The sequence below is a fragment of the Chryseobacterium sp. POL2 genome (genome assembly GCF_011058315.1).
Lineage (GTDB): Bacteria > Bacteroidota > Bacteroidia > Flavobacteriales > Weeksellaceae > Soonwooa.
Genome location: NZ_CP049298.1, coordinates 2,869,776 through 2,891,658, shown reverse-complemented (window position 1 = coordinate 2,891,658; position 21,883 = coordinate 2,869,776). Strand labels below are relative to the sequence as shown.

The 21,883-nt window shown below is 33.8% G+C and carries 17 protein-coding genes, 4 tRNA genes and 1 pseudogene; 5 read left to right on the top strand and 17 right to left on the bottom strand.

Annotated features, from left to right (window positions below; all coding sequences use genetic code 11):
* Positions 1-39: 39 nt before the first annotated feature.
* Positions 40-5,973: an alpha-2-macroglobulin family protein gene (locus G6R40_RS13445; protein WP_165136584.1), complete on the bottom strand. Its 5,934-nt coding sequence runs from the start codon at positions 5,971-5,973 to the stop codon at positions 40-42.
* Between the two features lie 54 nt (positions 5,974-6,027).
* Here G6R40_RS13445 and G6R40_RS13440 point away from each other — a divergent pair, with 54 nt between their 5' ends.
* The 3 genes from G6R40_RS13440 to G6R40_RS13430 all read left to right on the top strand — a co-directional run bounded on the left by G6R40_RS13440 (position 6,028) and on the right by G6R40_RS13430 (position 9,876).
* Positions 6,028-6,795 carry a hypothetical protein gene (locus G6R40_RS13440; protein ID WP_165136581.1) on the top strand — a complete coding sequence of 256 codons (768 nt, stop codon included), beginning with the start codon at positions 6,028-6,030 and terminating at the stop codon, positions 6,793-6,795.
* A 44-nt stretch (positions 6,796-6,839) separates the two neighbouring features.
* On the top strand, positions 6,840-7,916 hold the full coding sequence (gene recF / locus G6R40_RS13435) for a DNA replication/repair protein RecF (protein ID WP_165136579.1): 1,077 nt from the start codon (positions 6,840-6,842) through the stop codon (positions 7,914-7,916).
* Between the two features lie 274 nt (positions 7,917-8,190).
* Positions 8,191-9,876, top strand: a complete 1,686-nt coding sequence (locus tag G6R40_RS13430) for a tetratricopeptide repeat protein (protein WP_165136576.1) — start codon at positions 8,191-8,193, stop codon at positions 9,874-9,876.
* Positions 9,877-9,879: 3 nt separating this feature from the next.
* Here the strand turns inward: G6R40_RS13430 and G6R40_RS13425 are convergent, their stop codons facing one another.
* From G6R40_RS13425 to G6R40_RS13415, 3 genes are all read right to left on the bottom strand, one after another.
* Complete coding sequence (locus G6R40_RS13425) at positions 9,880-10,359, bottom strand: cytidine deaminase (protein ID WP_165136573.1); 480 nt, start codon at positions 10,357-10,359, stop codon at positions 9,880-9,882.
* Positions 10,360-10,423: 64 nt separating this feature from the next.
* Positions 10,424-10,816 (bottom strand): alternative ribosome rescue aminoacyl-tRNA hydrolase ArfB, encoded by a 393-nt coding sequence (gene arfB / locus G6R40_RS13420; protein WP_165136570.1) that lies wholly within the window; start codon positions 10,814-10,816, stop codon positions 10,424-10,426.
* Positions 10,816-11,844 (bottom strand): AMP-binding protein, encoded by a 1,029-nt coding sequence (locus tag G6R40_RS13415; RefSeq protein ID WP_165136567.1) that lies wholly within the window; start codon positions 11,842-11,844, stop codon positions 10,816-10,818. The genes arfB and G6R40_RS13415 overlap by 1 nt, the downstream gene beginning before the upstream one ends.
* A 102-nt stretch (positions 11,845-11,946) precedes the next feature.
* Here G6R40_RS13415 and G6R40_RS13410 point away from each other — a divergent pair.
* A tRNA-Gln gene (locus tag G6R40_RS13410) sits at positions 11,947-12,017 on the top strand.
* Positions 12,018-12,118: 101 nt separating this feature from the next.
* Here the strand turns inward: G6R40_RS13410 and G6R40_RS13405 are convergent.
* Entirely contained in the window at positions 12,119-12,355 is a 237-nt protein-coding gene (locus tag G6R40_RS13405; protein WP_262887653.1) for a transposase, read from the bottom strand.
* 232 nt (positions 12,356-12,587) lie between these two features.
* Between G6R40_RS13405 and G6R40_RS13400 the strand changes: the two are divergent.
* Positions 12,588-13,791 (top strand): annotated as a pseudogene (locus G6R40_RS13400) (IS256 family transposase).
* Positions 13,792-14,242: 451 nt separating this feature from the next.
* Here G6R40_RS13400 and G6R40_RS13395 read toward each other — a convergent pair.
* The 12 genes from G6R40_RS13395 to G6R40_RS13340 all read right to left on the bottom strand — a co-directional run bounded on the left by G6R40_RS13395 (position 14,243) and on the right by G6R40_RS13340 (position 21,848).
* On the bottom strand, positions 14,243-14,581 hold the full coding sequence (locus G6R40_RS13395; RefSeq protein ID WP_165136561.1) for a hypothetical protein: 339 nt from the start codon (positions 14,579-14,581) through the stop codon (positions 14,243-14,245).
* 386 nt (positions 14,582-14,967) lie between these two features.
* A tRNA-Asp gene (locus G6R40_RS13390) sits at positions 14,968-15,041 on the bottom strand.
* A 31-nt stretch (positions 15,042-15,072) separates the two neighbouring features.
* Positions 15,073-15,146 (bottom strand) — tRNA-Asp (locus tag G6R40_RS13385).
* 31 nt (positions 15,147-15,177) lie between these two features.
* Positions 15,178-15,251 (bottom strand) — tRNA-Asp (locus tag G6R40_RS13380).
* 130 nt (positions 15,252-15,381) lie between these two features.
* Entirely contained in the window at positions 15,382-15,699 is a 318-nt protein-coding gene (gene trxA / locus G6R40_RS13375; RefSeq protein ID WP_079666116.1) for a thioredoxin, read from the bottom strand.
* Between the two features lie 64 nt (positions 15,700-15,763).
* On the bottom strand, positions 15,764-16,936 hold the full coding sequence (locus G6R40_RS13370; protein ID WP_165136558.1) for a cysteine desulfurase family protein: 1,173 nt from the start codon (positions 16,934-16,936) through the stop codon (positions 15,764-15,766).
* Between the two features lie 65 nt (positions 16,937-17,001).
* Positions 17,002-17,589, bottom strand: coding sequence for an HAD-IB family hydrolase (locus G6R40_RS13365; RefSeq protein WP_165136555.1), 588 nt, complete (start codon positions 17,587-17,589; stop codon positions 17,002-17,004).
* A gap of 12 nt (positions 17,590-17,601) precedes the next feature.
* A complete protein-coding gene (locus G6R40_RS13360; RefSeq protein WP_165136552.1) occupies positions 17,602-18,327 on the bottom strand; it encodes an SDR family NAD(P)-dependent oxidoreductase in 726 nt (241 codons plus the stop codon).
* 11 nt (positions 18,328-18,338) lie between these two features.
* Entirely contained in the window at positions 18,339-19,655 is a 1,317-nt protein-coding gene (locus G6R40_RS13355; RefSeq protein WP_165136549.1) for an FAD-dependent oxidoreductase, read from the bottom strand.
* Positions 19,656-20,540, bottom strand: coding sequence for a decaprenyl-phosphate phosphoribosyltransferase (locus tag G6R40_RS13350; RefSeq protein WP_165136546.1), 885 nt, complete (start codon positions 20,538-20,540; stop codon positions 19,656-19,658). It lies immediately after the preceding gene.
* 86 nt (positions 20,541-20,626) lie between these two features.
* A complete protein-coding gene (locus G6R40_RS13345) occupies positions 20,627-21,319 on the bottom strand; it encodes an OmpA family protein (RefSeq protein WP_165136543.1) in 693 nt (230 codons plus the stop codon).
* Between the two features lie 22 nt (positions 21,320-21,341).
* Positions 21,342-21,848 (bottom strand): lipocalin family protein, encoded by a 507-nt coding sequence (locus tag G6R40_RS13340; protein ID WP_165136540.1) that lies wholly within the window; start codon positions 21,846-21,848, stop codon positions 21,342-21,344.
* Positions 21,849-21,883: the final 35 nt, after the last annotated feature.

The following is a 21,883-nucleotide window of genomic DNA, read 5'->3' as shown; positions in this document are numbered from 1 at the left end:
GAAGTTCTGCCGCTTTGTTATACTATTAAATCTAAAAAATTATTTGATCTCCATTTTGGAACCTGCCGTATGACTATTCATTTGAGGCGCATAATAATTTTGTAAAGTCGAAATCCCAGTTGAGAAAATCCCCGAAGCATTGGCTACCAAATCATATTCGAAGATGTATTTTCCTTTCGGCATATACTCGATATAGAAGTTGGTTGACGCATCTTTTGTTGATTGATAATAACCTAAATTATTTTTCCATTGGTATGCAGAAATAACGTCCAAAGGCTCGGTTCCTGCAGCGCGCATATCTTTGAGATGAACATATTCCATATTACGGTCGGCGTTAAGAATCATTCTCACTGTAATCTTGTCACCAACTTTCAAGATTGTTTTTTCATTGATAGGAATAAGTTGTTCGCCATTTTCGGTTTTCACTTTTTTGAAGTATTCTTTGTTGATGGAAATATAATTTTCCGAAGATTTTATTTTATCCAAATCTTCATAATATTGCCAGAACAAGCCACCTTGCACAATGCCGGGACCAGGTTTGGTCACCGTAACTTTTCCCAAAGACTTGTCCAATTTATCAGCTGTATCGCTCATTTTAATATAGCCCGTTGCTTTTTGGTCGGCTAGTTTCATATCTTTTGATCCCCAAATAATAGTCGCTTTATCACTTTCTGGCGTTGTCCAAGATTTGCCAGAATTAAGAATTGTAAAAATAACTTCTGCGGTACTTCTCGAAGTTCCCCAAGAGTTAACTTCTTTTTGGGTAATCAACCAAATTTTAAGATCTTCAATAAATTGTTGATCGTTTGGTTTCAAAACATTGAAAGCTTCCAACGCGCCAGCATGGTTCACCACTTTTGAAGCATACCAACCCCAATCGTCTAGATTTTGCTTCCAATAGACACCTTGCGTTTTGGATTCGGTGGAAGTTTCTTTAAGATAGGTCATCAATTTTGTTGACACATCTTTTAATCCATATTGATCGAATAACAATGCTGCACGATGCAATCCAAAGAATGTGAATTCGTCAATCTTCGCCGTTTTCGTTTTTTTAATAACTAAATTTTTCAGCGTTTTAGGATTCGCTGTCAATGGATAATCTTTTTCCCAATAATGTCTTGCATCGAGATATTCCAAAGAAGCATTGCTCCAAGGATTTTCTTTACGAACATCCCAATATTTATTAATATTATTATCTACGAATGTGATAAGCTTGGTTAGCATTTGTTTTTGAGAATCCGACTGATACTCTTTAACATTATCTTTTAACCAAAGATTGAGCTTTCCTAGGTTTTTAAGAATATACAAAGACGAATAATAAGAACTCGGATAGCCAGGATACCAACTAAATCCGCCATCTGGATTTTGCAATTGCAACAAACTTTCCCAATCTTGCTGAATACTATTACGCATCGTGTTGACATCAAAAAGTCGCACCAATTTTGACATTTGTTCTTCTTCATTTTTGCTGTCTAACATCCACGGCGTTTCGTCGAGAAGAAGTTGTTTCAGCTCTTGATTTTTTTCAAGATTCGAGGTCAAAAGTCCTTTCGCTTGGTATTCGTCAAAAATAGTTTTCAGTCTTGGATTGGCTTTGAAAACTTCCGAAGCAATAACATCCGCAAACCATTTGTTAAAGATAACATCTGCCGAGTTTTTAGTTTCATTTTTAAGACTTGGCAACGCAAACATCACTTCCCAAATCGGGTTGGTTGTTAACTCCAAAGTGTGTCTAACATTAGAAACAGTCGAAGAATTATTGTTAAGCAAATTATCAATCTGGAAAGTTTTGGTTTCGCCTTCTTTTACAAAAACCGGAACCGCATCCGTCACCAACATACGATTTGGGAGAATGGCAATGGCTTTTTGCTCGCCATCCGAAAACTCGCCTGCTTTTGCAACGACTTTCAAAATGATAGAACTAACATCTTTCGGAACTTTTAAAGTCCACGTTAAAGCATCGCTACTATTCCCGTTGAGTAAAAATGATTGTTCAAAATTATAGCCTTTTGTTGCTGTCATTTGGCTTAATCCAAATTTCTGCGTAATATCTTCATTGGTAAAAGCATCCAAGATTTTGATTTGTGCGACGCCATTCAGTTGTTTTGATGTTAAATTATTCAGTTTGCTTTGGAAATTAATTTCGTCACTTTCCCGTAAAAAGCGCGGATAATTTGGTGTCACCGAGAAGTCTTTTTGTGTGATCATTGTTTTCTCAGCATAAGCAGATTTTGCATCTTTGGTGTGCGCCAACAACATCAGCTTCCATTTGGTTAAAGCTTCTGGCGTGGTAAATTCAAAACTGATATTTCCCATTTCATCGGTCACGAGATTTGGATAGAAAAATGCCGTTTCGTTGAGATTTTCCCGAATTTTTATTTTTTCTAAATCCTCATTTTGATTAAATGAATTTTTATCTTCCATTAAGCGTTCTTCTTTAGAAATAGGTGCAGCAGCTGGAATTGCCATTTTACTTCTCATATTTGATCCTCTTACCGCTCCAGTAGCTTCCAATGCATACGCCATTGCAGGTTTTGGACAACCATTATATTCTCTCAAACCATAAACCGTTGGACAAGCATCATCAGCGTCACTTAGGCCATCTCCATCTATATCTGTAAAAATCAAATTAAAATACTTCCAATCAAATTCTGGTTTTTTCACAAACTTTGATTCTATATTCTTAAGTCTATCAGAAAAGTATGCACTACTTAATGATGTATTTAAATTATAATCATTAATAATATCGTTGCGATAATAAATATTGCTAAACGAAAAATTGTTACTTCTAAATTTATCCAACGACATATCGTACATATTGGCAAGTACTTCTGCGAGCACTTTTTCATTTGGTGCACCAACGATTTTAAAACTCCATTTTTCTTTGGAATTCGGTTGCAATTTGTCGCGGAAAGTTGTGGTTTCTATTTTCAAGCCATCATCTTTTCTTTTGATTGGCACATACAAATTTTCGGTTCGTACATCATTAAAAGCTGCCAAAACCACTTGCACGTTCCAGACTTCTGATTTTTGATTAATCTTAACTGGATATTTTAAAAATCCATTCGATAAAGATTTGCTTTCATATAAAGTTTCTCCATCGCCATTTTGGATATAAATATTGGCTAAAGCATTTGGAATGGCCGAATAAATCAAAAGATTTGCTGTTTCTCCAACTTGATATTCTTTTTTATCAAAACTGGTATTCAGAAAAGTTTTTTGTTTCGGATCCAAATTGGTTTTGCTCCAAACCTGAAAATCTTGACTTGTTTTGATGCTGTCTTTTCCTTCGATATTGTAAAACTCCAATCGGTAAAAACCTGGCGACAATTTTCCGATATTTAACAAAGAATCTTGCGCCGTTTTGTCAAACAAAACCTGTTCGGTTTTCCAATTTTTAGGAAGTTCAGTTTTATCAAAACGATCGTGTGGAAACAATTTTTCAAACTCCGACTTTGATAATTGTGGTAAATCCTGAATTTGATTTTTAAACTGATTCCTGAAAATACGTTGCGGTTCTTCTAGTTTGCTTAATTTCGTGTGATAGGATTTTTTTAAGTTTTGGTTGTTGTAATTTTTGGTTTCAACGTTTACTTTTATCTCATCATCAGAAAACTGGTCTTTAAGATTCGTCGCCGTGATATAATGCGAAACCGAAGACACCGTCAAACGCGTATTTGCCGATTGCGTCTCGCCTGAAATATCCGTCGCGCTAGTATTAATATTAAATTCGTCAATCTGGATGCCCTCTAGTTTTTCGTTTTTCTTGAGATCCAAAACAATTGTGAATTCGCCTTTGTCATTGGTTTTTGTTTCACCTAGAATTGAATTTTCGTTATCAAAAATTTGTGGATACCACGAGAAATATCGCCAACGGATATTTTGCTTTTTGATTTCATAATTGATAGTAGCATTCGACAACGGAACTCCCGAAAACATGATTGCTTTTCCTTTTAGTTCTATCTTTTGACCATATTTATATTCGTCTTTGATCGGGTCAAAATTTAATTCAAAATTTGGACGTTTGTATTCTTCAACAGAAAATGCTTTCCCCGAATAAAGCTCAAGATTAGAATCATTAATACTTAATCTAAATTGTCCATTAAGCTTTGATTTTGGCAAAGTGAAACTCCCGCTATAAGAACCAAATTCGTTGGTTACAAAAGTTTGGGCGCCCACTTCATTGGAATTAACATCCTCCAAAATAATTTTTTGTTTAATGCCCGACATTGTCGTTTCCTTATTATTTTCAAGCTTTGTATTAATGACTTTGAAATAAACGACTTGTCCAGGTCTATAAATCGCGCGATCTAGGAAAATCTGCGCACGATGTTCTTTATCGATATTTCTATTGTTGTAGTAATCATTAGTCGAGCCATAAGTGTGTTTTAACTCTACGTCTCCAGTGTTAACATCTTCTATAACACTGAAACGATAATAAGCTTTTTTATCAGAAATAGGCATTTTAAAACTGGAATCTTTCGAAACAATGATGGGTTGAACCGAGGGAGATTGCGACTCAAAAGGAAACTCATGAACTTTTAGGTTGGGATTCTTAATTAGTTTTCCATTTTCAGAATTGATCCAAAAATATTCCCAATCTGTATTGTTATCATTAATTACATTTTTAAAAATAGATTTTGCGGCAGATACCAAAAAATAATTATCCCGCTGGTATGACATAGGCTTACCATCCACAAGATATTCGGTGAGATAGATGCCTGCTGGAAGCGCTTTTATTTCGAAAGCTGTTTTATGAGATTTATAATCATTCTTTGTAGGAAAATCAAAACTTTCTGTTCTTACTAAAACTTTTTTTATATTTTGATATTTGTTCGAATCATTAAACCTAGATAAATAGCCTAAAAAACCTTTGATATCCTCTTTGACTTGGTAAATTTTAAGCTGTGCTTTTTTGACATTTTTTGCTTCCACCAAAAGCTGAATCGGTTTGTTAGCCAAAGTTGTAGATTCTAAATAGAAACTAGCATTGGGAAGAAGAATCTGGTTTTCCTGATTTTGAATATTTCCTAAAAAACCTGATTTGGGATACGCTGATTTTGCTTTTTTAATAATTTCTAAAGCTTCCGATTCTTTTTGATTTGAGATCAAATTTTCAGCGATTCGCGAAGCAATCATCACTTTGTAATCGCCTTCTGTAGAATCATTATATAGAGTTTGCCATTTTTCCTTTAGGCTTTTATCATTGGGATTTCGTCCAATTTGATAATCTAATTTTTGAGTTTTAAAATACAAATTGGCGTTACCCGAATTGGCTGCAATAACATCATCATAAAGTTTAAGAATTGTTGCCTCATTCGTTTCCAACTCATTTTTTGTAAACAAAGTAGAATTGCTCAAAAAGTTAATATATTGTCCACTTGCCCAATCCAACATCGTAGGATAATATTCCAAATCGAATTTTGAATTGAAAATACTTTGGTAGAATTTTAAGCTAATCGATTTTAAAAGCTCTTTTTGTTTGAAAATATTTTGATATTCTTTGCTCAAATAATTTTTAAACCCAAGATTGGTCCAGGTTTCTATTTGGCTGACATCTTGGTTGTCGGTATTGGTTCTGGACCGAATTCGCCATTGCACCGAGTCGTAATAATCTCGGATAAACTCTGCTTTCAAAACTTGAAAAACCAAGGCTTCTTCACCAGAAAATAAACTTCCCGCTTCTTGGATTTTCTTAAAAAATTGACTCGCCGTATCATTCTGCGTATCATCTAGCGTTCTTCGCATGATGCTAAATTCAGCTTTCAGCGATTTGATAAGTTCTGGAAGGTTTTTATCTTTCATGGCTTGCTTTTGAATGTTGAGAATAATGGGCTGATTGGACTTAAAGTTTCCTTTCTGCGCTTGTTCTGTAAGAATTTTCCATTGTTGCTCGTAGAAATTTTGTCCATACAAGGTTGTGACAAAACTTGTCAAAAGCAACAATCCAAAAGTAGAAATCAGTTTTTTCATAAACTTTTATTTTTAAATTTTACAAAGCCACAATTTTGTTTACTTTGTAAAATAATGTCAGTTTTAAAATTAGCAAAAAAATATATTGTTGACAGCCAAATCTACGTATCCTTAATGGGAACCATGTTGGCAGCTTTTTTCCTTTTGGAACAAAACGCGTTCCGTTTGCCTAAGCTTTATCTTATTTTCCTGACATTTTTTAGTGGCTATCTTTATACAAAATACCAAAATCAAGGAAAAATATTTTACAAAGTATTAATTTTCAACAGTATTACAGGCATTATTTGCGTTCTACTGATTATCAAAAATCATAACCAGCAAATATTATTAAGGTGGCTTCTCATCGTTATTCTTGGACTTTTATACAACAGCAAATTCTGGGAAGCTACCATTCGGAAAATTCCTTTTCTTAAAATATTTTACGTTGGCCTGGTTTGGGGCTTGTGCTTTGGATTCTTGGGATTGGCAGAAGTTAAATGGGAAATTATTGGATTCAGTTTTTTTTATATTTCAGCTTTGGTCTTGCCCTTTGACATTCGGGATATGAAGTTGGATACAATTGTTACTTTTCCGAAAATAATTGGCATCAAAAACACCAAACTCCTTGCCTATTTCTTAATTTTGATTGCCAATATTATCAGCGTTTTTAGCTTTAAAACTGACATAAGAGTTGCTTTATTTATAACATCACTCATCAGTTGTATTCTGATATATTTTGCGAATGATAAAAAGTCGGACGCTTACTTTTCCTTTGGGATCGAGTCTTGTTCTGGACTTCCGTTAATTATTTATTTCATTCATAAAAGCTTTGACCTTTTTTAAGAGTCTGAATTGACTTATCTTTGTTATTCCAAAAAATCAATACTTTGAGAATTAACAAACTCAGTCTTCATAATTTCAAAAACCACGAAAGTTTGCAACTGGATCTAAGCGCACAAATTAATTGTTTTGTGGGCAATAATGGTGTCGGAAAAACCAATATTCTCGATGCTTTGTATTATTTGTCAGTCGGTAAAAGTTTTCTAGGAAATTCGGATTTTAATAATATTAAAAATGAAAGCGATTTCTTCAGTATCGAAGCTGAAATTCAGAACGAGGAAAAAGAAGATATTTTAAAAATCATCCTCAGCAAAGACACCAAAAAAGTCATCAAAAAAAATGATAAAAACTACGATCGTCTTTCCGATCATGTTGGATATTTGCCTTCGGTTATTATTTCGCCTTATGACCAAAATTTAATTTCGGATTCTGGAGAAAGTCGTAGAAAGTTTTTGGATGCGATGATTTCTCAGACCGATAGCGACTATCTTTTTGCCTTAATACAATATCAAAAAACCTTACAACAGCGCAATGCTTTATTAAAATCCTTTGCAAAAAACAGATATTTTGACATCGAGAGTTTAGAAATTTATAATGAGCCTCTGATAAAATTTGGCGAAAAAATATTTACCACACGAAAAGAATTTGTCTTGAAACTTAATCCTGTGATGCAACAATTTTATAAAAGCATTTCAGGAGGAAAAGAAGAAGTCACTATCACATATCAATCGGATTTGGAACAAGATTTCTCGGAATTACTAAAGCTAAACTTAGAAAAAGACAGAATTCTTACTTATACTTCGCGTGGCATTCATAAAGATGATTTGTTGTTTGAAATGATGCATTATCCAATAAAAAAAGCAGGTTCTCAGGGGCAACAAAAAACCTTTCTTGTCGCTTTGAAACTCGCACAAATGATCCGAATAAAAGAATTGACCAACAAAACGCCTATTCTTCTCCTCGATGATATATTTGATAAATTGGACGACAAACGCGTTTCACAATTGATAGATTTGGTAAATCAAGAAAATTTTGGACAGATATTTATTACCGATACACACAAGGAAAGGACAGAAAATATCATTAAAAATATCAACGCGAAAAGCAGTATCTACGAAATATAAAAATGCCAGCTAGTAACTGGCATTTTGCATATAATAGAATGGTTATTAATCAATTTAGACATTCATAATTTCTTGGTAAGAGGTTAGTAATAGTTGTCTAAATATTTTTGACAAAACTCCAAAAAAATTAAAAGCATTCCAAAAAAACAGGGTGGACATCGGGGTGGACAAATTATTTTACAAATAAATACCTATGATTATCAATATGATACAAAATAAAATCCTTAACATTTAATTATTTTTATTAACTAAATTTTATAATACATTTGTAAGTATGTTAAAAAACTACTCTTTTTTTATCCTTCTTTTATTTTGTGGAATCATAATTTCTAGTCAAAGAGCAAAAAAACAAACTGTTCTAACTACGAATTATATAGAATCTGCAACAAAAATTGACAATCAAAAAGATTTAGAAACATACTTTTCTAATAAAACCACGATCAAATCGCAGGAAAAAGAAATAATACAGAAAGTAATATATGCTGATTTCGTTTCAAAATCTTTGGACAAATACAATCCTGAAAGTACCAAACTCTATAAAGAAGCCATACAATTAAGTGAAAATATTTCCAATGAGAACTTCTTAATTTGGCTAAACAGTAAAGTTGGTTTTTACTATTACAATTACAACTTCTATCCCGAAGCAATGCCGTACTTCCTGAATGCTGAAAAAAGATTGCAACACGCAACCGATATAGATATTATTGAAGCAGAATATATTTTAAAACTTAACGCCTACTTTTGGTCAACGATGGAGGACTATCAAAAAAGCAATGAATATCTCCTGCGCTTTTTAAAATTACCCCATCAAAAAGACAAAAACTATGGCGCTGTACTCAACAATATTGCCAATAATTACAGAAAGCTAAATAAAATTCCCGATGCGATTGCTTACCTCGAAAAAACAAAAATTGCTGCCTTAAAAATAAATGATAAACTGCGTTATGCAAAAGCCTTAGGTGATTTGGCAATCATCGAAGCAGATAAGAAAAATTACACAAAAGCAGAAGAACTTCTCAAAGAAGATATCAAAATTTCCCAATCCGAAAACAACGAGCGCAATACGATGTACGCCCAAATAGAACTTGGAAAAATATACGTATCAACACAAAGAAATGATGAAGCCAAAAAAATTCTGACCGACGCGCTAACCTTTATAAAAACCAAAACCTATCTTAATGGCTTTGAGCTGGACATTCAGAAACTTTTATTGCAAATTGCCATCGCTGACAAAAATGATGTGGCAGAACTTAATACAAGGCGCCGCATAGAAAATCTGAACAATGAAACAGCAATGGAAGAAGGTCCAGATGCTGTAAAAATGGTAAATTGGAAAAGCCAAAAAGAACGAGTTGAATGGAAGCTAGAAGCCGAAAAAAACAAAGCCGAAAAATCCGAAGTTATAAAATGGGCACTTCTCGCTGTCAGTATTTTGCTAATTGGACTTGTTGTTAGTGTTTTCAGCCTTAATAAAAGAAAAGTAAGACTTTTGAAATTACATTATGAAAAACAAATTTTAGGTTTTAAACTGGAACAAATAGAATCGGACAAAAAAATACAATCCACCCATAATACTTTGGCAAGCTTCAAATCTTATTTGGTTGACAGAAACAAACAAATCAACAACATCGACACAGAAATCAACAAGCTAAAACAAAACAAAAAAGCACAAAATGCTTTGTCCGCAATGGAAGAACTTAAGATTTCACATCTGATGACCGATGAAAACTGGAATAAATTCAAAGAAATATTTATTCGGGAAGAAGAAGAATACTACGAATTTGTAACCAATAATTTCCCAGGACTAACCGAGTCCAATCTTAGAATCATATTACTCAATCAACTAGGACTTAGCAATATAGAAATTGCACAACTGCTAGGACTTAGTGTTGATGGTGTGAAAAAATCAAAACAACGACTTCGCAAAAAATTTGATAACAACGAAGTTTCTATTGTTTAAAGACTATAAAAAACTAGAATCAAAAGAAAAAGGCAACATATCTCTCACCGATTTGGTTTTAAAAATATCGCCTTCCAAAGAAGCAAAATAGAGTTCGATAGGTTCATCTTGTTTGGCTTCGTATTCTAAAATACTTTGTCGACAAGCTCCACAAGGCGGAATTGGTTGCGAACTGATGGTGTTTCTTGGCGCGCCAATAACAAAAATTTTCTTGATGTTGGATTTTGGAAAATTAGCCGAAGCCCAATATATGGTGGTCCGTTCTGCACACAATCCAGATGGATAGGCTGCATTTTCTTGATTGCTTCCTGTAACTATTTCGCCATTATCCAGCAACAAGGCGCATCCTACCAGGAAATTAGAATAATTAGCGTACGCATCTTCGCGCACTGCTTTAGCAGAATCAAACAATTTCTTTTCAATTTCGTTCAAATCATTATACGAATTAATAATCTGAAAACTAATTTTGATTTCTCTTTCCATTTTTCAAAAATCGGAGGGTAAAAATACAGCTTTTTTATGAATAGAAAAAACTATTCATTCTTTATTAGTAGCGAAAACGGCGATTATCTTTTTTCTCAGACAGAATCTTCTTGGCATTCAGTCGTTTTTCAATTTGGCTCTTACGTGGTTTTGTCTTTTTACGTGGCTTTTGTATCAATATTGCTGCATTCACCAAATTAAGCATTCTTTCGATCACAATCTTTTTATTTTCTAATTGGGAGCGCGCTTCCGTTGAAGTCAGTTGTAGAATACTGTCATTATTAATTCTATTTCTGAGTTTTTCTAAAATTAATTTTTTTTGTTCTTCATTAAAAAACTGAGTTGCTGAGACATTCCAAATCGCCGTGACCGCAGTTTCTACTTTATTGACATGTTGTCCGCCAGCACCGCCACTTCGGGAGGTTTTAAAACTTAACTCACTCGAAAAATCGATCATTACAAAAGTTCTTTTAATTGTTGTTTTAAATCTAAACGACTTACTTTTCCATTGGGCGTTCTCGGCATCTTATCAATAAAAACAATTTGCTTTGGACGATCCAATTTTCGCTCAAAACTAAGATTAAATATGCTGTTTCGAAGTTTGTCATCGTCTTGACCTTCTATTACCAAAATCATCTTCTCTCCCAGATGTTCGTCCTTTATAGACGTCACAATCAATTCTGCAGAAACCTCCTTCTTGAGAAAACTCTCGATTTTTTCTGGAAAAATTTTAGCCCCACCAGAATTAATTACATTATCAATCCTTCCTAAAAACCGAAATTGTTTGTCATTAATTATCTCCACCAAGTCGTTAGTAATTAAAAACTCTGAATTTATTTGTGGTGAAAATATTTGCAAACAACCACGAGTATCAGTAGAAATTTCAACATTTTCGAAACTTGTAAAATAATCTTCAGAAATCGGATAAATCTTTTTCAAAGCGATATGCGATAAGGTTTCGGACATACCGTAGGTTTCATATATAGTATGTTTTTCATTGTCCAGATGCTGATAAATTTTCTTTTTTAAACTTTCAGAAACGCCTGCTCCACCAATTATTAAATTTTTAATTAATTTTAGTTTGGTCAAACTATTTTCAACTTGTAAAGGTGTGAGCGCACAAAAATCAATAGGCAAATTCAACTGAGACAAAGCTTCGGTTTTGGGTGTGAAGACTTGTAACTTCAAACCTCTTTCTATTGCCCGTATCAACATCATTTTTCCAGAGATATACTCAACCGGCATACAAAGTGCTGCAGAATCTCCTTTTTTAAGACGCAAAAAATCGCAGGTCATCTTTGCTGAAGCAAACATTCTCGCTTTTTCAACTTCAAAAAGTTTCGGAATACCTGTCGAACCTGAGGTTTTGACAGTCGTTTTTGTCTTATCGGATAAAGTTTCTTTCAAAAATTCAAAAACTTCCATTTCGAAGTCCGTTTTCGGACTCATTCTATCCAATTGAATATCAGAACAATCGATTAACATTGACTTTCTTTAAAATATTTATTGATAAAATTATGCATTTTTTTTGAAATAAAATTTGGAAGTTTAGAAAAAAGCTGTAAATTTGCATCACAATAATCAAAGAGACCCATGGTGTAACGGTAGCACTTCGGTTTTTGGTACCGCCTGTCGGGGTTCGAATCCCTGTGGGTCTACGATTAGACAAACAACCTCCTATTTTAGAAGGTTGTTTTTTTTTATGCATTAACTCTCCAAAAGAAAGCCAAAAATGGGGATCAAGCACAAAAGTTGGGGACTAGGCAAAAAGTTTAGATAATCGGAATAGAAAAAAAACTTTGCCTCTTAATCCACGTAGTTGAATTCTAAAGTTTTGGATTTTCGCATTGAAACTTTCGGCAGATGCATTGGTACTTCTCTTTTCAAAATAGTTGAGAATATCATTATAATGACTCGTAATTGTATTTTTTAAAATAGAAAACGATTTAAACCCCGATTCTTCCACTTCGTTAAACCAATGTGCAAATTTGAGCATTGCTACAGACAAGATGAAATACAGCCTTTGAAACTTGAGTCTAAACCCATAGTGTGCTTCTGATTAAACTTCCGAAATGTAAAACAAACCTATTTTAAAGCTAACCTCGTACTTTATGGTAGCGTCCCACTAACTGTGTAAGTTGAAAAGTTATTCTGAAAAATTATGAGCCCTCAAAGCTCAAATAATTTTTCGGAAATAACTTTTTACTATTTTTAAACATTACATAGTTATGATCGACAAAGAAGAATTATTAAACAACAAGGATTTTTACAAGTCCTTTAAGAATGGAGAAGATTTAACCACTTTTTTCAAAGAACTGCACAAAAAAGCAGTAGAACATATGCTAGATGCTGAATTAGACAGCCATCTGGACAATGAAAAATACGAAAAAACATTAAGTGGAAATTACCGAAACGGACATGGAACTAAGAAAATAAAATCCTCATTTGGAGAATCGGAGATTAAAGTTCCCAGAGACCGTGAAGGTAGTTTTGAACCCACCTTAGTTCCCAAAAGACACAATATTATTGATGGTTTGGAGAACATCATCATCTCGTTTTATGCTAAAGGAATGAGCGTTTCGGATATCGAAGAACAGATTAAAGAAATGTATGATTTTGATGTTTCTACCTCCACCATTTCCAGAATTACTAGTGCTGTTGCCAATGAAGTAGTTGCTTGGCAAAACCGACCGTTAGACGATTTGTATCTTATTGTTTGGATGGATGGAATAGTTTTTAAAGTCAGAGAAAACTCAAAAGTCATCAACAAAACCATTTACTTAGCCGTTGGATTAAACCGAGAAGGACGAAAAGATGTTCTTGGTATGTGGCTTGGAAAAAACGAAAGTTTCCAGTTTTTGGATGAATGTTTTAACGGATTTAAAAGCTCGTGGAGTTGAGGATATTTTGATTACAGCTACTGATAATCTTAATGGTTTTACTCAGACTATTCGCTCGGTTTTCCCTGAATCTCAAACTCAAATTTGTGTGGTTCATCAAATCAGGAACGCTTGTAAATATGTAGTCTGGAAGGATAGAAAAGAATTTTCTGCCGACATGAAACACATTTATACAGCACCTAACAAAGATGCTGCAAAAGCAGCTTTAGAAGATTTTGCAACCAAGTGGGAAAGTAAATATTTGTACGCTATTCAATCTGGGAAAAACAATTGGGATGAATTAACCGTCTTTTTTGAATTCCCACTTGAAATTCGAAAAATCATTTATACCACTAATCTCATTGAAAATCTGAATGGGAAAATCAGAAAGTATACCAAAAACAAAATGTCTTTCCCTACCGATGATGCCGTGTTGAAATCTGTTTATTTAGCTCTCAAAGAATCTACTAAGAAGTGGACAATGCCTATTCACAATTGGGGAATTGTTTTAAACCAATTTATGATTATTTTTGACAAAAGGCTCAGATTATAAAATCCAAGCCCTAACTTTTTAACTTACACACTTTATGGGATAGTGTCTACTTTATAAAGCTTTATATCCATATGCTAATAAATTTATTTTTAGAATAGAGTCTTTTCTATATATATACAACATAGAATCATTTCTTTTTTTTGAAATAGAGTCTCCAATTTTCAAATCATAGTATAAGGTCGTATTTTGCCCGTCTTTATATGTTACCATTATGAAATTGTGCTGCGAGATATCACGATATATGTTTAGAACAATAGTATGTTTTTCTAATTGTAAAATTCTCGATTTAATTTTTTCATCATACTGATTAAAATAATAATAAACAGACAAGATGATCAAAAAAAAATGTTGAAAATAAGACACTTACTAATATTAATTTTTGTGATTTTATAATTCTAATGCTTTGTCAATATTTCATAAATTAAGTATATAACTTAATCTGTTATTTAAATCAATTAGCTTTATACCCATAAGGAAGTAAGTTGATTTGAAGTATAGAGTCATTCCTAAAAATATACATTATAGAATCATTTTTATTTTTTGAAATAGAATCACCAACTTTCAAATCAAAATATAAAGTTTTGCGTTCACCTGTAGCATATAAAACGGTGGTAAAATTATGATTAAAAGAATCATTATAAATTTGCAGCACTTTAGTATGTCTATCCATTGAAAGTATTCTTTTTTTAGTTATTTCATCTGATTTTAATATTTTATATAGAAAAGATAATATTACACAAATAGAAGTAACTAACACAATAAATATTAATACTATTTTCTCTTTTTTCATTATTGCACCCATGTTTTAGAAGTTGAATACATTACTGGAAATCCTCTTTGAGACTACTTTTGTACTATATAAGCATTTTTGATATCATAAGAATTACGCCTAAAATTACCTAATCAAATTGATGCATATTTATATATCCATCAAAATTTTTATTGCCCCTTTATCTATTGTATCATCTCTCGAAATTTCGAATGCCATTTCTTTTTTTTATTCCGATTATTCAAACTTTTTGCTTAGTCCCCAACTTTTATGCTTGATCCAACATAGGTCTTGTCTAGCTCACTGGCATCTTGTGAAATCCTGATGCTTTTTGTTACCTGTATAAAACAAAAATACTGTAAAACATACGTTTTACAGCATTTTGTACTATTTTGTTATTGTAGTTGCGATCCGGACGGGACTCGAACCCGCGACCTCCGCCGTGACAGGGCGGCATTCTAACCAGCTGAACTACCGGATCAATCTTTTGAAAAGTGATTGAAAACTTTTTGCGATCCGGACGGGACTCGAACCCGCGACCTCCGCCGTGACAGGGCGGCATTCTAACCAGCTGAACTACCGGATCAATCTTTTGAAAAGTGATTGAAAACTTTTTGCGATCCGGACGGGACTCGAACCCGCGACCTCCGCCGTGACAGGGCGGCATTCTAACCAGCTGAACTACCGGATCTTGCCTATAACCGCAGCTAGATGCCTTGATTATTGTGGTTGCAAAAATACAACAATATTTTCATTCTCCAAATTTTTTGTAAAAAAAACGCTCTCCTATTAGGAAAGCGCTCATTTTCAGGATTGTTTTTTTACATATGTGCTGAAAGTTTTTCAGCAATAAGTTCTTTTGGACTAACACCAACTAGCTTATCAACAACTTCGCCATTCTTGAAAATCAATAATGTCGGAATATTTCTGATACCATACTCCATTGATATATTTTGATTATTATCAACATCCACTTTTCCAACCACAGCTTTTCCATCAAAATCATTTGCTAGCTCTTCTACAATTGGACCTAGCATTCTACATGGTCCACACCATGCTGCCCAAAAATCTACTAATACAGGCTTGTCAGAAGCTAATACTACTTCTTGGAAAGACTGGTCTGTAATCTCTACTGCCATAATTTTTATTTTTATTTAAAATACTTTACAAAATTACAAAAAATATACCTATTGCGATAAATATTTATCTATGCGCGGTATTTTGTTTTTCTATGATAAAATCTTTGGAAACTTCTTTTAATGCTGTTATGAATTTATCAATATCTTCTTTGGTCGTATAATGACTAAATGAAACTCGCAGTGGCGTACAATGTTCTAATTCTTCTTCGTCCAAAATAGACATTAATACCATGGAAGGTTTTGAAGCGCCAGAGCTACATGCGCTTCCTTGCGAAATTGCAACGCCTTGCATATCTAGTTGTAAACCAATCAATGGGTTTTTAAATGCTAATAAAATATTAAGAACGGTATATAAGCTGTTATCGCTACCAGATTCTCCATTAAATGTAGCATTAGGAAAGTTAGCTTTAATTTGTTCTTTACAATAGTTTTTAATATGCTTAATATGCGAGCTATATTCTTCCATATTATCAATCGACAACTCCCAAGCCTTACCAAGCCCAACGATACCGCAAACATTCTCTGTGCCGGCTCTTAGGCTTCTTTCTTGTGGTCCTCCTGTGATTATCCCCTTTAGTCCAGAAGCTTTTCTTACAAACGCAAATCCTGTCCCTTTTGGTCCATGAAATTTGTGTGCACTACAAGAAGCAAAATCCAATGGAATTTTAGAAAAATCTAAATCCAAATGCGCCATCGTTTGTACTGTATCTGAATGGAATAAGGCATCATACTTTTTACAAAGTTTTGCAACTTTCTCAATATCCAAAAGATTTCCAACTTCATTATTAGCATGCATCAATGTCACCAAAGTTTTTTTATCAGAAGATTTTAATAGTTCTTCTAATTTTTCTAAACTAAGATTCGCCTTGTTATCAGGGCGAAGATAAACAAGTTCTACACCATGAAGGCGTTTCATTTCTAGACAAGTTTCCGCAACACATTTGTGTTCTAATGGCGAGGTAATAATACGTTGAACGCCAAGATAGTTCACACAAGATTTAATAATCATGTTGTTGGATTCGGTACCGCACGAGGTAAAAACAATTTCGCCAGGTGTAACACGCAAAGCATCTGCAATCTTACGCCTAACCTCTTCTAATAGTGTTTTTGCTTCTTGTCCCAAACTGTGGGTTGATGAAGGATTACCATAATTGTTGCGAAGTACACCAACCATAGCGTCGATAACTTCTTCATTGAGCGGCGTTGTTGCTGCGTTGTCTAAATATACCTTTTCCATTTTCTATTAGAGAATTTTATTAAAAAAATAAATGAAGCAAATGCCTCATCTAAATTGATACGAAATTAGTGAAAAAATTGATAAAAGCTTTCATTCGCCCACTTTAACATTGGACGATCTCCAGAAGTATCACCAAAGGCAATGGTTTTATCAAATTTTTTATTTTCTATGGCTTCTTTTATTCGATGAACTTTTTCTTCGCCATTGCAATTTTTGGAAGCAAATTTCCCTGTAAAAACACCATTCTGATAGTCCGCTTTTGTCGCTAGCATTTGCATTCCAAATTTCTCTGCAAAAGGGCGTACCCAAATATCCAAAGAAGCCGTAACAATGTAAGAATCTGTTTGCTCTTTTTTGATTTGGTTGATAAATTCTAATGCATTTTCACGAATCAATTTCGGATAATAATTATTGAAAAAATTATCCGAAACCTGATGAAGTTTGGCTTCTGTTTGTCCTTTAAGCATGGATGCTATAAAACTTTTTTTCACCGATTCGGCATCAGCCAGTTTCAGTTTAACCAAAACAAAAAGTGGAATATGTTTTAAAAATTGAACTCTATATTTCGAAGGATTAAAATATTTGAGATACAAAAACATGGTGTCTTTATAAGTCAAAGTCCCATCAAAATCAAATACATACAATTTTTTCATTTTTAAATCTATTTAAAGTTTCATCTTCTTGAAGATAAACTCAGGAATATTACGGATTACCATCATGATAAGTCCCCAAATTGGCAAAACGTAAGCCGTATTTTTTTTATTTTTATAAGCTTTAAAAATCGTCGTCGCAGCTTGTTCTGGCGTCGCTGTCAAAGCAGGATTTAGCGGTAAACCTTCTGTCATCTTTGTCGCCATAAAACCGGGTTTCACAGTCATTACATGAACTTTTTTGTCAAACAAATAGTTTCTAAGACCACTGAGATAAGCCGTAAGTCCCGCTTTGGCACTGCCATATATAAAATTGCTTTGTCGTCCGCGATCCCCCGCAACAGAGGATAATACAATTATATTACCTTGTCTTTTGGACTCCATTTTTTTGGCAAAGTGATTAAGAACAGGAACCAATTTGGAAAAATTAACATCTATAATTCGTGCTGTATTTTTATCATCGTACAAGGCTTCGTCAGTACCTTGACCCAAATAGCCACTTGCGCAAAATAATAAATCTGACTCGATATGCTCGAAATTTTTATAATCAATTTCTTTAAGAACGTCCAAAGTCAAAACTTCTGTATGTTGCAAATATTTCACATGGATATGATTTGCAAATTTTTCAGATGTTGCAGGATTTGAACTTAATAAATATAAAGTTTTGAACTTTTCGCCTTTCTTCAAACAGCATTCTACAAAGGCTTGTGCTACTTCAGAGTTTGCACCAATTATTATCATATTTTGTGGAATTAAGATGGATTATGAATGCGTTGATGTTGAAGTGAAACAAACTTGGGATTCTCAACATTTTTGAGATAATCCGTTAAAGTGCTTTTGCTCATGCTATCTTTTGTAAGGTAAATTCGGCCACCAAATTCTTCAACAATTTCGTCCAATTGTGCAATCAATTTTTTAAGTTTCGAATTCACTTTAAAATCTAAAGCCAATGTATAACCTTCCTGCGGAAATGAGTTGTAAGCTTGCGGATTATCTTTCCCAAAAAGCTTTAGTACCGCCAGAAAAGAGCCATTACCACTTTTGGCGATACATTCCAAAATCTTCTTCATACCTTCTTTTCCTTTGTCTTTAGGAATCACCATTTGGTATTGGATAAATCCTTTTTTACCATAGATTCGGTTCCAATTCTTCACGGCATCCAATGGATAAAAGAAAGTTTCATAATCTATAAAACTATTAACTTGTTTGGCACGTTGTTTATTAAAATACAACCAATTAAATATTCTAATTGACAAACTATTTAAAACAAAACTCGGAAAATAAAATGGAACATTGGGACTAAACTTAGGTTTTAATCGTAAAGGATTTTGACCTTTATTTTTAGGAATCTCGCCTTTCAAAGCATGTTCGCCACGCATAAGGATAGACTTCCCAATACTTTTTCCTTTTTGCAAACAGTCAATCCATGCGACATTGTATGTCCAATCTTCGCTGTCGTCAAATAATTGAAAAATTTCATCCAGATTGTTGGCTTTAATACTTTCTTGACGAATGTAGGCTGTTTCTATATTCTTAAGTTTTATACTCGCGGAAAGAATAATGCCTGTAAGTCCCATTCCGCCAATTGTAGCCCAGAATAAATCAGAATTTTGCTCTCTCGAACACGTTAAAACTTCTGAGTTTTCATTTAAAATTTTAAACGCAATCACATATTCCGAAAAACAACCTTCGGCATGGTGGTTTTTCCCATGCACGTCGGAGGCTATAGCACCACCAACACTTACAAATTTGGTTCCCGGGGTCACATACAAAAAATAACCTTGCGGCACAACGACTTCCAAAATATCGGAAAGCAGCACGCCTGACTCACATTCTATAACGCCATTAAGACGGTCAAAGGATAAAAATTTATTTAATCTTTTTGTTGAAAAAACGTGTTGTCCCAGCGAGGCATCGCCGTAGCATCTGCCATTGCCACGAGCAATAACTTCGTTACGGTCGGCAACAAATTCTTTGATATGTGAAAGTGAATCTTCCGATTTCATTTCGACTTCCACAATTGGAAAGTTTCCCCAATTAGAAACTTTTTGAATAAAATTCGGTTTCATCTATTTGTAGTATATCTGTAATAAAAATGTTAAGAGCCACATCAACAAGGTTACCTGGATGTAGCGATCTTTGTAAATAATTTTGGTAGGGGATTCGGTTTTATTATAAACTAAAGTTTGCTGCAAATACCTTAAAAATGCAAAAAACACAAAAAACACCGTATAAAATACTCTTGGATGAAACTTTTTCTGAACTTCTGGTGATAATGTAAACATTAAATAACAGATAATAGCTAATGTAACACAAATACAAAGTGCAATATCTGCAAACTGCACATTATAACCATCTAAAGCTTTTCTTGTACGTCCCGAAATCTGAGCATTGATAAGCTCTCCACGTCTTTTCCCAACTGCCAAAACCATAGCGAGTACAAAAGTCAACAAGATTGCCCATTGCGAAATAGGAAGTCCCGTTGCGTAGCCACCAGCCAAAACACGAAGCACAAAGCCTGTCGCAATAATTGTTACATCTATAATAGCTACATGCTTTAACTTAAAAGTATAAAGCAAGTTCATCACAAAATAACCACCAATGATAATTCCGAACTTTGTATAGTTTTGGTTAAAATAAAACGCCGCAAAAACGACTAATAAAATCGTAGTTATCAAAAGTGCAAAAAACATGATGATAGCTGTTGGCTTAGAAATAACGCCACTTGCCAATGGACGTTTCTTTTTCTCTGGATGTTTTTTATCCGACTCAATATCCATATAATCGTTAATGATGTAGATGGAACTCGCTGTGAATGAAAAAACGAAGAAGGCAAATATACTTTTGAGAAACAAATCAACATTAGTAATATTTCCAGAAAAAAAAAGAGGTAAGAACACGAAAAGGTTTTTCACCCATTGTTCTACCCGAATAAGTTTTAGATATTTTCTCATTTGTATTATTAGATCCCAAAATTAAGAATTATCTGATAATAAAAAAAACCGCAAATTGCGGTTTTTATTTTGAAAGATTTTAATTCTTACTTACCTTGTTGGGCATCTTGAATCATTTTTTCGTTGGCTGTAATTGCAAACTCAACTCTTCTGTTTTGCGCTCTACCAGCATCGGTATCGTTAGAAGCAATAGGACTTGTTTTTCCTAAACCTTCTGTAAACATTCTTGAAGAGGCAATACCGTTTGTTACGAAATAATTTTTCACAGCAGAAGCTCTTTGGTTAGATATTTTCATATTAACAGCATCTGTACCAACACTATCTGTATGGCCGTAGATGTTAATATTGGTATCTGGATTATTTTTTAGCACTACTACTAATTTATCCAGATTAGACTTTGCTAATGTTGTCAAATTAGATGAATTAAAATCGAAGTTCACTGTATTTTCGTGAAGTGTCACTTTAATCCCCTCACCTACTCTTTCTACCTCAGCGCCAGGAAGAACTTCTTTGATTTCTTTGGCTTGTTTATCCATTTTGTTACCAATAACACCACCAGCAACACCACCTACCACACCGCCTAACACAGCTCCTAGAGGGGCATTACCTCCTTTACCAATATTATTCCCTAAAACACCTCCCAAGATAGCACCTGCCGCAGTTCCTATTGCAGCACCTTTTTGGGTATTGTTAGCATTCTGGATGCTTTCGCAACTTGTAAGCATCAAAGTAGAGCTGATAAATAAAGCTGCAATATTTGTTTTATTAATAAATCGCATAATAGTTTATTTTTTTAAAATTTTAGTTTACTCTTTGAAAATTATAATATACTTTAATCGGATTACCTTCGAAATTAACATTCTGAACTAAAGTAAAATTATCCTGAGAAAGATTTTGAAGTTCTAAAACATAACCAGCAGCTACTTGTTTTGCTTTTTCACCTTCCATAACTTTTTTGAATTTAAACTCGTTGAATTTTGTTACTTCAAAAGATATCGGCTGCGTTACAGTAGGACAATCGCCACCACCATTCATCGTGTAAGTACCTGTATAGTTGTTTGGGATTAATTTCCATTGGCTTCCTACAAAACATTGCGCGTCTGCTCCTTCATCGAAAGGTTTTATTTTAAAAGACTTATCATAATCAACACTTGTAACTTGCCAAGTGCCTTTCATTTTCAAAGCTTCTGCTCTTCTAGTTTGTGCTTCTTTTGCTGTAACAGTATTAGAATTTTCTGTGTTAGCGGTCTTACATGAAGTTAGGAACAACCCTGCTCCTACAACTCCTAATAAAAGTATATTTTTCATAGTCAAAACAATTAGATGCATTAAGAATATTAAAA